This window comes from Spongorhabdus nitratireducens (genome assembly GCA_947387575.1).
Taxonomy (GTDB): Bacteria; Pseudomonadota; Gammaproteobacteria; order Pseudomonadales; family Endozoicomonadaceae; genus CANDOC01.
The window spans coordinates 953,397-966,548 of the sequence record CANDOC010000001.1; the positions used below are offsets into that span (position 1 = coordinate 953,397).

Here is a 13,152-nt window from a genome sequence, read left to right on the forward strand (position 1 = left end):
TTCGTTATTGTTCGGATGTGATTGTTTTATCAAAAATTATTACCTTTATTATTTGATTCATTCTTTTTGTTTATTTTCACTCTTGTCTTTTAGCTGACCCGCTTGTTAATTTTCAGGAGAGAAACAAAACAACACAGATATTGTCAGCATGCAGGCAAGGTAAAGGGCAATCCAGCGCGGGTACTGCCGGAACCGCTGCTCCCTGATCGCTACAGAGATTCCCTGCAACACGATCAGAGGGGCTACACATTCAAAATTCCTGACTATCATTATCAAGTATTTATTTTTGAATATTTCCGAAATTCATTTTTTTCGCAGGATAAGATCCCGAATATCATATTCCCTCCTAAGGTCAAATTGAAAACCACAAAAACAAGCCTTTCAGATTATTCCCTCTATACTTTTGTGTTCATTTAATTAACTCTGAATAGCGCTATAAATAGTACTGTGGATCATTCCTGTTTACATAGTCTGCTAATCATCGCAGCCCTTGTTTTTGCCATCGTGATACTGATTGGCTGGAGACGTTATTCTCCTTTTATAGTTTTGCTTGTCTCATCCTGGGTTGTAGCTGTCGGTTCAAATATTCCGTTGGCAGATATCACTCCCATGGTAAGCCAGGGGATGGGACAGGTTTTTGGCCAGACAGCACTGATTATTTTCCTGGGAACCCTGCTGGGTAATGTGCTGGAAAAATCCGGTGGAGCGCTGCTACTGGCTGACCGAATTATTGCCTTTTTGGGCAAACGATATCCTGCCCTGGCACTGGCCATGACCGGTTATCTGGTTTCTATTCCGGTTTACTGTGATTCCGGATTTATTCTGCTCAACAGCATCAGGGAATCCATTGCCCTTAAAACTGACAGCCACCCCGTTACACTCAGCACCGGGCTGGCCGGTGGATTATATGCAACGCATACTATGGTTCCCCCTACGCCCGGCCCTGCTGCTGCCGCTATCATTCTGGGGTTATCGCCAAGTGTGATTATTCCGTACGGAGCGGTACTGGCATTAGCCGCTACACTGGCTGCACTGTACTGGGGACACCTGGCAGTCCGCTGGATATCGGTACCGGAAATAAAAATCACCAAAAATACTGAATGCGACACAACTCCAGATCCTGTATCGGGCTCCATCTGGATCGCACTGTCACCTATCCTGTTGCCTTTGGTATTGATGTCTGTCGCAAGCTTTCACTCTCAAGCAAGTAATAGCAGCTGGACAACAATTTTTGCTCAACCGGCCAATGCACTGGTTGTTGGGTTACTGGTTGCCATCCCGCTGTTCAGGCTATGCAGGCAGCCTTTGTCTGAAATGGTCAGCGAAAGTATTCGCGCCTGTGGCGGTATTATTCTGGTTATCGCAGCGGGTGGTGCTCTGGCTGAAACACTACAGCAAACAGGCCATATTTCGGTCATATCCCGGACACTGCCCTGTGAAACAGGCCTGTTACTGCCCTTTCTTGTAGCGGCTGTATTCAAAATTGCCCAAGGCTCATCGACAGTAGCACTGATAGCCAGTGCGTCGATGATCGAACCTATGTTACCGGCTCTGGGGTTGGGCTCGGAGACAGGAAGAATACTGGCCCTGTTTTCAGCAGGTGCCGGGGCAATGTTTGTCGCTCATGCCAACGACAGTTATTTCTGGGTCGTTGCGCAGTTTTCCCGGTTTGATGCGGTGACGGCATACCGGTCATTTACCATGGCAACACTGGTTCAGGGTATAACCTGCTACCTGCTGGTGCAGCTGGCTGCGTTGTTTGTGCTTTAACGTAGCCAGATATAAATGTCTGACACATCTAAACCGGTATCATGAGCCGGTTTCATTGATCATTTTCAACTTTACTGCAGCCCCTGTCAGCCCCGGGTACTCTGCCAGTACCAGCCAGGAAGGTGTTTTTTTCATAAATGGCTTTATATCTTCCCGATCTTCGAAGGCTTCCCGGAAAGCCTCTCGATCAAAAACCGCCCTGATTTTTGGTACAATACCTCCCGCAATATAGACACCTTGCCAGGACCCGCTGATAGCCGTGGCATTGCCGGCAAAGTGTCCCAGTAGTCGACAGAACAATTCCACTGTTTGTACTGAAGTTTGATCACTGCCATGAATGGCGGTTGAAGTTATATCTTCTGCCGCAAGAGTCTTTTGCATGCCCGCTTGATCACTACAAAACTGATAGAGCAGCTCCAGCCCTTTGCCACAAAGCAGACGCTCCCAGTAAACCTTTCCCTGTACTTTTTTATCAACAAATTTCCATATCTCAATACCGTTCTGATCTGCCGGTGCAAAATCAGCCCTGCATCCTTCACACGCTATGGCTCGCCACCTCTCTGTCTGTATCAGTAGACTTTGTCCGAGTCCGGTACCCGGGCCAATCACCAGAATCGGACTATTGTTGTCTCCCTCCACCCTGGGGCCAAACTGTTCCCTTTCCTCATCTTTCAACTCGGGTATTGCCAGCGCGAGCGCCTCAAAATCATTAATAACGTCTATCGTTTCACAGCCTTTCAGTTCTGGAGACCGCTGCAGTTTTGAGCGACTGATCGTCCAGGCACAATTTGCTGAAGTCACTTCACCATCAGCAACAGCCCCGGCTGCAGCCAGACATACAGCATTAATTTCTGGTGAAGAGTGATTTAAAAGGTATTGCTGAATTGCCAGCTCGACAGTCGTATAATCTGCTACCTGCAAGACCTCTATATTCTGCAGCTGCAGACTTCCTTCTTCCACGAGTGCAAAACGTGCATTGGTACCACCGATATCCCCTACCAGTGCTGTTGCAAATACGGATGAACAACAGATACTGAAATACAACAACGCCGCCAGAACAAATCGATACTTCAAGTGTACAGAACGCATTGGCATCAAACTCCCTGACTAAAACATCATTAGCAAGCCTAGTTGCTTCTTAAACTCATCAGTCTGATTTGCATTGAAAATTCTGAGACATATTTACCGGAGACAGCCGGCCTGAATTAATCAGATAAAAATAGTTCAGTAAGAACATAATCAACTGACATTTCACGATCCGAGAAGCAATCTGCGATTAGTTTATGGTGTAATAACCCGGCTCTGGTTTTAACTATAAAAAAACACAACAGGAGTCCTGTTATGCCGCGGGTTTTGATTGCTTTTGCTATTGCCGCCATGGCACTGCTGATTAATGGTTGTCAGTCGTCGTCAGCCTATCGCAACAGCAGTGTGATGGATTATCTGTATCCTGAGTCCGAGAAACAGGTGGTCAGTCAAGCCATCCCGACCCTGCGGCTGCCGCTGAAAGTCGGCATCGCCTTTACTCCGGACAGTTACCGCCACAACCCGGTACTGTCTGAATCGCAAAAGCTGGCCTTGCTGGACAAGGTCAGTGCCTCATTCCAGTCTCTGGAGTTTGTTAGCGGTATCGAGGTTATTCCATCGGCTTATCTCAAACCACGCGGCAGCTTTCAGAACCTGGATCAAATCCAGCGGATGTTTAATGTCGATGTGATTGCTCTGGTATCGTTTGACCAGACCCGTTTTACCGAGGAAGGTGTTGCCTCTTTAGCCTACTGGACACTGGTCGGCGCTTATATCATACCGGCAGAAAAAAATACGACTCACACACTGCTGGACGCCGCACTGTACGATATCCAGAGTCGCAGCCTGCTGTTCCGGGCACCTGGTCTGAGTACAGTTGACAGCCGTTCAACCTTGGTGAACCTGGATGCCCAGGTACGGGAGGATTCCGCCAAAGGTTTTGATGAAGCAGGCAAGGATCTGATTACAAACCTTGAGCTGCAACTGACCCGTTTCAAGGAAAGAATTAAAAACGACCCTGCGGCAGTCACTATTGAACACCGGCCGGGATATACCAGCGGTGGCAGTAGCTCCATTTTACTGATACTGGCTTTTATTGCTCTCGTGGCCAAATGGCGTCATCAATCTAAAAAAGTAAAAACTACAATCTAAAGCCTGTGCCCTTCAATAAGGAAAGCTATTTCTGCTTTCCTTATATGTACATCAACATCTCAAGCCGCTAGGGTAACGCACCATTAGAGAGAGCAGAATACATGGGTAACGTTGATGGAAGCATCATTCTGGCACAGCAAATGGGAAAGTCAGCAAATCGGGTTTCATCTGAGTGATGTAAATCCTTTCCTTGTACGTTATTGGGAAAAGCTTGGACTGGATGGTGGAACAGTACTGGTTCCCCTGTGTGGTAAATCCCTTGATATGGCCTGGCTCCACCAAAATAACCATTTTGTTATCGGTAATGAACTGAGTAAAACAGCTTTAGAAGCTTTTATCAGTGAGCAACAATTACAGGTTGTCCACAGTAATCATAACACCCTCGATTGCTACAGTAACGACAGCTATCAGTTATGGCAGGGCGATTTCTTTAACCTAACCACCAGTAAGCTGCCCAAGCTAAATGCTTTTTATGACCGCGCAGCCCTGATTGCCCTGCCGCCAGAGATTCGCCAGCACTACTGGACTCACCTTGCCTCAATGCTTGAACCGGGCACACCAGGACTATTAATCACCCTGGATTATCCGCAACAACAACTCAGCGGCCCTCCGTTCTGTGTCACTGAGGATGAAGTAAAACAACTGTCTGAGGGGCTGTTTGAAGTGGAGCTGCTTTGTCGCGAAGATGTACTGGCGGAAAACCCTCGATTCGTGAAGAAGCAGGTCGAGCGACTTGATGAGCTGGTTTTTCGGTTGATTCGGCTGTAATAGCACTCCCTTCGACAGAAAGTCGCTGCCAGACCAATCTATTTTGTATTTTTATCCGTAGCCGTACAGCCGTTGACTGAAGTCAACGGCTGCATCCCACGACCGGCGTATGCTCGGGCACAAACAGTTTTTCGGCAAACCTCACACCAGCCAGGTGTGTCCCGGTTTATGGAGAATAATATGCGCCTGATCAAACACGCTCTCGCTGTCACTATTGCTGCGGCTATTGCAGCACCGTCCGCACTTGCCTGCACCAGTGTGGTGGTGGGTAAAAATGTATCTGCCAGCGGTTCGGTAATTATTTCTCGCAATGAAGATTTCTCGTCCAATAACTGGGCTAAACATCTGGCAGTCTATCCGGCCCGTGCCTATGAAGAAGGCGATATGATCACCCTGTCCAACGGGTTGAAAGTACCGGCACCGGCAAAAACCTTCCGCTATACCGCGATGATTGACTGGGACAGTTTTTCCTATACAACACCGGGCGAAGGCAAGGTGTTTGAAGAACGAGGTGTTAATGAAGTCGGTGTAGCCATGTCCGCTACCAACTCAGCCGAAGTCAATGAGAAAGCTGCCAAGGCCGATCCGCTAGCTGACCAGGGTATTATTGAGCAGAATATGGTTGGACTGGTGCTGGGTGAAGCCACCACAGCGAAACATGCAGTTGAAATCCTGGGTCGTTATATCGAGAAATACGGTGCTGGCGAAGGTTACGGGGTACAGTTTGCCGACCAGAATGAAGCCTGGTATCTGGAATCCGGTGCAGGTCACCAGTGGATAGCGGTTCGGGTACCGGACGACCAGTATCTGGTAATTGCCAACGGCCTGCGGATTCACGGTGTAAATCTCGATGATGAAAACGTGATGCACTCTGAAGGTTTGTTCGAAATGGTCAGCCAGAACCAGCTACTGGCCAAACCGGATCGCACCAGCTTCAACTTTGCCAAAGCCTTCGGCGTGGTGGGCGATGTTTACAACACCGATCGTGAATGGCTTAGCCAGAAAATGCTGACGCCGTCTACAGGTCAATTGCCAAGACTGGAACAGTATCCACTGTTTATGAAGCCTGACGAAAAGATCAGTGTTGAAGCCATTGCCGAGGTACTGCGTGCTGATTATAAAGGTACCCAACTTGAACAGCGCGGCAAGCGCCCCAGTGGTGTCGACCGCAATTCCGAAGCTCATATTATCGAGATGTTTGCGGATATGCCGGCCGAGCTGGCAGCCGTGATCTGGCAAACCCCCAGCAGCGTTAAATACAGCCCGTTCATTCCGATGTATAACGTGATGGACCGGATTCCGGCAGAATATGCATCCGGAACCGACCGCTATTCTGACGGCTCTGCCTGGTGGAATTTCCGGACTATCGGCTCACTGGCTGCACCCGGCGTACTGGATGGCAAGTATCGCAAGGTCGTAGACGATGCCTGGGAAGAACTGGAAGAGCAGTTCATGGACTCCGAACCCTATATGCACGATATGCTGAAACAGATGTACAGCCGCGATAGCGATCTGGCGATTACGTTTGCCGCCGACTACACCAACGGTGTGCTGCAAACGACACTGGATAAGGCTTCAGAGCTGAAATCTGCTCTGCTTACTGATCTGACTCGCAGTACCGAGAAGAAGTACGACCCCGAGGAATTTGAAAAAATTTCCAATCTCTGACAATGATGACCGGGAGCGTTTTTAGTGAAAACGCTCCCGGGAGTCTGTTCACAATTAGACATTACTCCTCATTTGCTGCTGGTAGCTCCTCTTATAAAATGCTCTTCCATTTAAACGACAACCAGCAGGAAATATCATGGCTCTGGCATGTGCCCGTCATATTCTGGTCAAGCACCGGGATGAAGCAGAAAAAATTAAACAGCAACTCACCAGAGGCGAAGACTTTGCCAAGCTGGCGAAGAAATACTCCAAATGTCCTTCAGGCAAGAAGGGTGGAGATTTGGGCGAGTTCCGGCCGGGGCAAATGGTAAAAGCTTTTGATCAGGTCGTATTTAAAAAGGAAGTACTCAAGGTTCATGGACCGGTGAAAACCCGGTTTGGTTTCCACCTGATCCAGACGCTGTATCGGAATGATTTCTAGGCTGCATAATCGCCAACAGCAACAAAACTCTGTAGCGCTTTCAGGAAAGCCTTGAGTTCTGCTGTTGGCTGCTCAGTCCGGGTCAGGGCCGTAAACTGGACATAGTTGGTAAACCGCTCGCCCCCCAGAGGTTTGAGTCGCCCTTCCTGAACAAAACGCTTTGCCATGGCTACCGGAAGACAACCCAGATAACGCCCGGTTAGCACCAATGTTGCTATCGCTTCCATATTCTCGGCATTGGCACCCACTTTTATGCCTGAAGCCGGTAGCATCATTTCCAGTTGAGACAGGCAGGGCGTGGCAGCAAACGGATAACATAATACCTGTTCCACCGTCAGCGAGTCGGGCAAAGCTGAAAATAGCGGGTGTCCTTCACCACAGTAGATCTGCTGCTCGACCGAATACAACGGGGTATAGTTAAATCCGGATGTCTTTTTACTCATTGGCACGATAGCAACATCCAGCGTTCCATTTTTCAGCTCCTTTTCCAGTACTGCACATCCATCCACTTGCAACGACGGAATCACTTCTGGCATGTTATGAGCCAGATCACATAATGCTGGTTGCAGGGGACAGACAGGATCATCAATCGTGTTATCAACCACACCAATCTGAAGCTGGCCACTCAGTACTGACAGCCCTTTTCCCACCTGCTTCCGGAAATGCTCCAGATGATCGAATAATTCCAGCGTTGACTGATAGACGACATCTCCGAATGCGGTAAGCTCAAACCCTTTTCTGCCACGCTGACATAGCTTTCCCCCACCCAGTCGCTCCTCAAGCGCACGGATTTGAACGGAAATGGTAGAACGGCTTGTACCCAGCAGCCCCTCTGCTGCCGCAAAGCCTCCGGCTTCAACAACAGTTTTATAGATACGCAGGTATCGCAGATCTTTCTCTGCCACCTGACCAAGCGGTGAGGGTGAAACCGTACCAGGACTCAAATTCATCTGTTTGATAAAACTATAACTTTATGTTCAAAGTGCAGTATTTAAAGCAACAAGTGTTCCAGTTAATAATCCCTGCCGTCACGAAGTGATCATGGTTCGGAAAAATTGTGCATGACGCATCCTGTTATTTTCGAATCAACCCTCCGCTGCCGATGACATAGCTGCAGGACAAACGCGGCGCTGTTGCCGTACCTGCTGTGCTGAATTGTAGTTACAGCCAGTGAGTTGAATATCTGACTATGTACACACCGCCTGATGTCAGTGATATCGCCCTTCAACCCGAGCGTCCCCGTATTCGCCCGGCTATTGCCAGAATTCAACCGTATATCCCGGCCACCGGTCTAAGCAGTGGCAAGAAGCGTACAATCCGGCTCGCTTCCAATGAAAACCCGCTGGGTGCCAGCCTGAAAGCAATGCAAGCCGTTGCTGCCTCCAGTGTTGATATGGAACGCTATCCTGATCCGGAATGGGATACCCTGCGTGCAGCCATCGCGAACACTTTCGAATTGCCAGTTGAGCATCTGCTGGTAGGTGCAGGATCAGAACAGCTGATTCACCTGATCTGTCGCATCATGCTGGAACCGGGCGACAATATTGTTCAGAGCCGCCACGGTTTCTTTGTTTATGAAAATGCTGCGACAGCCTGTGGTGCCATGACTCACTATGCTGCTGGCAATGATTATCAGCACTCGATTGATAATCTGCTGGCAGCCGTCAATGATAAAACCAGAATTCTGTTCCTGGATAACCCCAATAATCCCAGTGGCAGCTGGCTGAAAAAGAATGAGCTGGTACGGTTGAGAGCAGAGCTGCCTTCTCACGTCCTGCTTGTTATCGACAGCGCCTATGCCGAATATGTTACCGATGAGGAATACAGTGCCGGGCATGACCTGGTAAAAGAATCAATCGAGAACAATCTGGATAATGTTGTGGTACTGCACTCCTTCTCCAAGCTCTATGGTCTGGCCGGATTGCGGATTGGCTGGGGCTTTATGCCGCCACAGATTACCGATGCCATCAATCGCCTGCGGACAATTTTCAATGTCGCCGTTGCTGCCCAGAATGCTGCTGTCGCCTCACTGGAAGATCTCGACTTTCTTCGACACAGCCGCAGCTATAACGAACTCTGGCGGGAGATCGTTCGCAAGTCCCTGTTGGAACTGGGACTCATTGTGCCGGAGTCCATGGCCAATTTTCTGCTGGTACGCTTCCCGCAAGGACGGGAACAGGCCAAAGCCGTTTACCGCGGTCTGTTTGAACAGGGCATTATCACTTACTCGCTGGATGCCTATGATATGGCTGACAGTTTGCGGGTTACTATCGGTACCGCAGAAGAGAACGGAATCTTCCTGGATACCATCGCCAAATTGCTGAAACAGAGCTAACTCACTTATTTCCCCCTTCTTCTGTATGGAAACGGAAAGGGGGAAATCAAACACTGTCGACCGCCTCACTCGCTCCCTCCCGTTTTCTTACTCTCAAATTTAATCAGTAACTGTCTTGTTGTGTGCAGTATTACGGTGAATCATACTGGCGAAGACATATAACTTATTTATATAATTCAATTCTTTTAAGTTATATAGATTGCCACCATGGACCTTACCCTGTTTCAATTAGCCACCGCCCTTGGTGCTGTTTTTATGGGGGCACTGCTGCAGGGGATGATCGGGTTTGGTCTTGCCATTGTTTCTGCCCCGATACTCTACGTTGTAGCCCCATCACTGGTGCCAGGCAGCCTGATTATGGTGGGGCTGATGATTGCCCTGCTGACGCTGAGAAAATATTGGGGATCACTGCAACTGACAGAAATGAAGTATGCCATTGTCGGGCGTATTCCCGGCTCATTGGTCGGTGCCTATCTTTTGGCCGCCGCTTCACACAACCAGATGAGCTTGCTGATGGGCGGCACCCTGTTGATGGCGGTTGCTGTCAGTCTCTGCCCTGTTAATATTCAGGCCACCCGGTCATCGTTACTGGCAGCAGGTGTGGTATCAGGTATTACCGGTACAACCTCTTCTATTGGTGGCCCCCCCATTGCTCTGGTCATGCAAAATGAAACCGGGGACAGAATGCGTGCCGGAATGTCAGTATATTTTGTCTGCAGCAATATCATCTCTCTCGCATTCCTGGCCGCAGCGGATATGTTTGGCTGGGCTCATATCAAGCAGGCTCTGCTGATGATACCCGCCATTCTGCTCGGGAGTTGGCTGGCATCAAAGCTGGCTGTTTATGTCAGTCAACAAGTTGTACGGCTTACCGTTTTAGCAGCATGTAGCCTGGCGGGTTTCACTGCCATAGCAGGCGCTCTAAGCGGTTAGTGGAGGGGGAGCGCACAGCGGACAGGTACAGATAACCAATACCATGTAAAACGAAGAAAGGAATACTCACCTGCAGGCCGAATCTATTTTCCGAAGCAGTTTGTGGACACTGTGCTCAAGTGCGCAATGACCTGCAGCACTTCTGCAATACTCCCTTGCCCTGCTCCATAAATCAGCTTTGTCTCTTCCCCTCCAAATGTCGGGATTGATTTTCCTCTCAGCAACATTACAACCCAGCTCATAGTAAATCTTTGCAAGATAGTAGTGTGCTGTTGCTTTAATCATGCTGTCTCTCGGATTGCACTCGACTACCCGTTTCATAAGATCATAGGAGTGTACGATATCCTTCAGGTTAAAAGCCGCAACTCCCATCTCACAAAGAAGCGACGGACTACTTCTATAATGTGAGATGGTTTGCCCCCACTCCAGACAGTCATCAAAAAAGTCCTGCTTGTTCAGTGCCCGTGCTTTCCAGCCGAGCAGCTCATCACACTCACCAAATAGCAACATGCCCTGCTCAGCACTCTCTACCGCATGGCGAAACTCACTTACACGGCAGTAGTGCTGCACAATGGTGGTTGCGAGTAACTGAAACTGCTGTAAATGCTCACTACAGTCAAACCCTGCAATACGCTCAAGCTGAGTTAAGGCATACCGTGGCTGTTCCAGCATAATGGCACTATAAACGCCGACAGAAGCCAGATTCTTCCGGGTTTGGCTATTTAAAGTGTGTAGAACCACGCCATACTTTTCCCATACGGAATCAACGCAGGTCAGGGCCTGCCTTGCCTGATCAGGGCCCTTGATCTGCTCTTTTACCCGGACATACCTCTGAAGCTGATGCATTATTCTTTTATTGCGTGCCTGGGACAGATCTTCCTGGAGAGATTGAGATATTTCAGCCATATCCGCAACCGGCCTGCACTGTCCGGCCAGCTCGTACCACTGCCTTGCACTTTCCTCAATCTCTTCATATAAAGATTCATGATAGGCCTGACCCGCAATCACAGCGTGCCAGACCCTGAAACAGTAAACCAGACTATGGTTATATTGATCGCTGTCAGTCATGTTTCCGGTGCTTCCAGCTCCCTGTATACGACTTGCCCGGATATAAAAAGATCGTTGGATACGGTTAATGGCCTTGATACATTCAATACACTTGTCACCATACTGCCGCCATGTATCATCGGGAAAATTCAGCGGCCTTCGCCGGTCCACCTTTTGCAGAATATCCTGATACTGCTCCAGCACACTTGCTCCCCATGTTTTTTGCATCGGCTCAATCAGCTGATCAACCCTGTAAGGGTCTGTCGACTGCCAGACATCAGCAGTCGCTATCAGTGCTTCAGCCTGCCAGCGCTGTAACTGTAGTTGCATTTGCTGCTCCCTGGACATTGACGGCTCTGAAGGCAATGCAAAATCACAGGCAGCAACTTCACCCAGTTTTTGATGCTCCTTACTTTTCAACCATTGGTCCTGCAGACAGTGCACCAGATAGAAACCGGCACCGTGATAGAGCTCAACATTCCATTCAATGACCTGTTGAAACAGCTCCATTAATCGCTTTGAGAATGATTTATCATGGTGTACGTGGACGAGGCCACCCTTGACTGTGCTTAAAACCAACTCAGTCAGGGCGCAGCGAAGATTGCGATTAATTCCGTCAACTGCGTCCGCTTCCTCCCAATGGCAGTTTGAGACTATAGGCAGCGCTCGTTTACACAGAGCAATACATTGCTGATATCGCTGACACCGCTCATGAACCAACAGGTCTAACAACTCAATTACATGCCTGCAGAGTTTTTGGCGAGCATCATGGCATCCAGCCTCCTGATAGAGGCCCTTGCGATGAATAAAACTGGTCAAGGATTGCAGCTGCTTCAGCATATCCTCAATGCCCCTTTGATAATGTCCTGGTCTGCTGTTAATTACAGTGCTGATATTCGCCTGATATTGATACCGAAGGCTTCTTGCAGCTTCTACCAGCCGCTGTATTTCATCTGGATACAATGTCTGCTGCAGCCCTTCGGACAGTAACCGTCTATGGCTAGAAGATTTATGATTATGCGTTTTTATAGTGCGGCCATCAGGACTATGAAAGGGACGATGCTGAAGTCTCTTGGGCGAAGATGAAGATATGGTCACCAATCGGTGAGTTCTCCTGCCGGTGATTTCATCACGATTCGGAGAGTACAAAGGATCCGATAGTTCCCTTTCAGCACTGAAATCCCTCCAGCATTGAGTGCGGGATTCCAGATATTTCCAGGTTTGTGAAGTCATCATAAAGCAGGGCAATGCAGCACCATTACTGTACGCTACATGACGAAAGATGCCTGGACGATACCTGTCCAGAATCTGATGTGGAGGTGCTTCATAATTATTTACTTCTATGATCAGCCTGTCTTCGCTGAGATAAAGACACCCAACCCTGCCGTCTATTCCCTTAAATAAAACACGTGGACTGCAATGATAATTCTGAGCTATAGGATCAAACTGATGATATATACCCTGATGTGTTTGTAATCCCTCTGCCAGCCAGAACTGATGTTTTCTGTCAGGAGCAACCAATAGCAGGCTTTTAATAATATAAGTTTCATATTCAATGCCTTCGACGTAGCCGAAAGGAATCGCAAACAACTTACCATTTTCATCCCAGTAAATAACCGAGCATCTATTGGCAAAAGGCTCATAGTGAGTAATAAGCACTTCGGGTCGATTCTGCGCCAAATCTGAAAGTTCACGTTCCTCATCAGGTTTCAAGCGAACCCAGGCAGCGCGTTTATGGCGGCAATCAAGCCATGCAGGAAACTTCGGCAAGCCAGGTAGCACCGGTAAACAGGCTTCTTTGTAATGCCTGTGAGTACCATACTCATGCCTGCCTCCATCTCCGGTTTCCCTCCCGGCCTCACCATAAAACGGCAGGGTTACTCCTGCCAGCAACAAAGCGGCCAGCATTGCGCATCTAAAATTCATTCAGGCCTTATGACATCGCTTAATACTCTGGCTCTTAAATTTAGCTGCTTTTCCTCCTTCTGATCGATTTTCATTCGGTGATGCGACTGATAAAGTAAGCTCGAAT

10 protein-coding genes are annotated in these 13,152 nt (G+C 48.7%); 7 read left to right on the plus strand and 3 right to left on the minus strand.

The window, feature by feature from the left end; all coding sequences use genetic code 11:
* The first annotated feature begins 447 nt into the window (after window positions 1–447).
* Window positions 448–1,770 carry a GntP family permease gene (locus ACYZZ0_RS04480; RefSeq protein ID WP_461535381.1) on the plus strand — a complete coding sequence of 441 codons (1,323 nt, stop codon included), beginning with the start codon at window positions 448–450 and terminating at the stop codon, window positions 1,768–1,770.
* A 39-nt stretch (window positions 1,771–1,809) separates the two neighbouring features.
* Here the strand turns inward: ACYZZ0_RS04480 and glk are convergent, their stop codons facing one another.
* A complete protein-coding gene (gene glk, locus ACYZZ0_RS04485) occupies window positions 1,810–2,859 on the minus strand; it encodes a glucokinase (RefSeq protein ID WP_461535382.1) in 1,050 nt (349 codons plus the stop codon).
* Window positions 2,860–3,111: 252 nt separating this feature from the next.
* On the opposite strand from glk, the gene rhlP reads away from it, so the two are divergent.
* The 4 genes from rhlP (at window position 3,112) to ACYZZ0_RS04505 (ending at window position 6,805) form a co-directional block, all read left to right on the plus strand.
* On the plus strand, window positions 3,112–3,948 hold the full coding sequence (gene rhlP, locus ACYZZ0_RS04490) for a rhombotarget lipoprotein (RefSeq protein ID WP_461535383.1): 837 nt from the start codon (window positions 3,112–3,114) through the stop codon (window positions 3,946–3,948).
* 114 nt (window positions 3,949–4,062) lie between these two features.
* Window positions 4,063–4,716 (plus strand): thiopurine S-methyltransferase, encoded by a 654-nt coding sequence (locus ACYZZ0_RS04495; RefSeq protein WP_461535384.1) that lies wholly within the window; start codon window positions 4,063–4,065, stop codon window positions 4,714–4,716.
* 180 nt (window positions 4,717–4,896) lie between these two features.
* Complete coding sequence (locus tag ACYZZ0_RS04500; protein WP_461535385.1) at window positions 4,897–6,384, plus strand: C69 family dipeptidase; 1,488 nt, start codon at window positions 4,897–4,899, stop codon at window positions 6,382–6,384.
* Between the two features lie 136 nt (window positions 6,385–6,520).
* Complete coding sequence (locus tag ACYZZ0_RS04505; protein WP_461535386.1) at window positions 6,521–6,805, plus strand: peptidylprolyl isomerase; 285 nt, start codon at window positions 6,521–6,523, stop codon at window positions 6,803–6,805.
* Here ACYZZ0_RS04505 and ACYZZ0_RS04510 read toward each other — a convergent pair.
* On the minus strand, window positions 6,802–7,755 hold the full coding sequence (locus tag ACYZZ0_RS04510; RefSeq protein WP_461535387.1) for a LysR family transcriptional regulator: 954 nt from the start codon (window positions 7,753–7,755) through the stop codon (window positions 6,802–6,804). The two genes, ACYZZ0_RS04505 and ACYZZ0_RS04510, sit on opposite strands and share 4 nt — an antisense overlap.
* Before the next feature lie 239 nt (window positions 7,756–7,994).
* On the opposite strand from ACYZZ0_RS04510, the gene ACYZZ0_RS04515 reads away from it, so the two are divergent.
* Both ACYZZ0_RS04515 and ACYZZ0_RS04520 read left to right on the plus strand, forming a co-directional pair.
* Window positions 7,995–9,140, plus strand: a complete 1,146-nt coding sequence (locus ACYZZ0_RS04515) for a pyridoxal phosphate-dependent aminotransferase (protein WP_461535388.1) — start codon at window positions 7,995–7,997, stop codon at window positions 9,138–9,140.
* A gap of 207 nt (window positions 9,141–9,347) precedes the next feature.
* The gene (locus ACYZZ0_RS04520) at window positions 9,348–10,073 is read left to right on the plus strand and encodes a sulfite exporter TauE/SafE family protein (protein WP_461535389.1); all 726 of its coding nucleotides are present in this window, start codon (window positions 9,348–9,350) and stop codon (window positions 10,071–10,073) included.
* A gap of 66 nt (window positions 10,074–10,139) precedes the next feature.
* On the opposite strand, the gene ACYZZ0_RS04525 is transcribed toward ACYZZ0_RS04520, so the two are convergent.
* Window positions 10,140–13,046 carry a hypothetical protein gene (locus ACYZZ0_RS04525; RefSeq protein ID WP_461535390.1) on the minus strand — a complete coding sequence of 969 codons (2,907 nt, stop codon included), beginning with the start codon at window positions 13,044–13,046 and terminating at the stop codon, window positions 10,140–10,142.
* Window positions 13,047–13,152: the final 106 nt, after the last annotated feature.

Bases quoted from the DNA above. Each gene is read 5' to 3' on its own strand.
- ACYZZ0_RS04505 (WP_461535386.1), top strand. From the start codon at position 6,521: ATGGCTCTGGCATGTGCCCGTCATATTCTGGTCAAGCACCGGGATGAA.
- ACYZZ0_RS04525 (WP_461535390.1), bottom strand. From the start codon at position 13,046: ATGAATTTTAGATGCGCAATGCTGGCCGCTTTGTTGCTGGCAGGAGTA.
- ACYZZ0_RS04495 (WP_461535384.1), top strand. From the start codon at position 4,063: ATGGAAGCATCATTCTGGCACAGCAAATGGGAAAGTCAGCAAATCGGG.
- ACYZZ0_RS04500 (WP_461535385.1), top strand. From the start codon at position 4,897: ATGCGCCTGATCAAACACGCTCTCGCTGTCACTATTGCTGCGGCTATT.
- rhlP (WP_461535383.1), top strand. From the start codon at position 3,112: ATGCCGCGGGTTTTGATTGCTTTTGCTATTGCCGCCATGGCACTGCTG.
- ACYZZ0_RS04515 (WP_461535388.1), top strand. From the start codon at position 7,995: ATGTACACACCGCCTGATGTCAGTGATATCGCCCTTCAACCCGAGCGT.
- glk (WP_461535382.1), bottom strand. From the start codon at position 2,859: ATGCGTTCTGTACACTTGAAGTATCGATTTGTTCTGGCGGCGTTGTTG.
- ACYZZ0_RS04510 (WP_461535387.1), bottom strand. From the start codon at position 7,755: ATGAATTTGAGTCCTGGTACGGTTTCACCCTCACCGCTTGGTCAGGTG.
- ACYZZ0_RS04520 (WP_461535389.1), top strand. From the start codon at position 9,348: ATGGACCTTACCCTGTTTCAATTAGCCACCGCCCTTGGTGCTGTTTTT.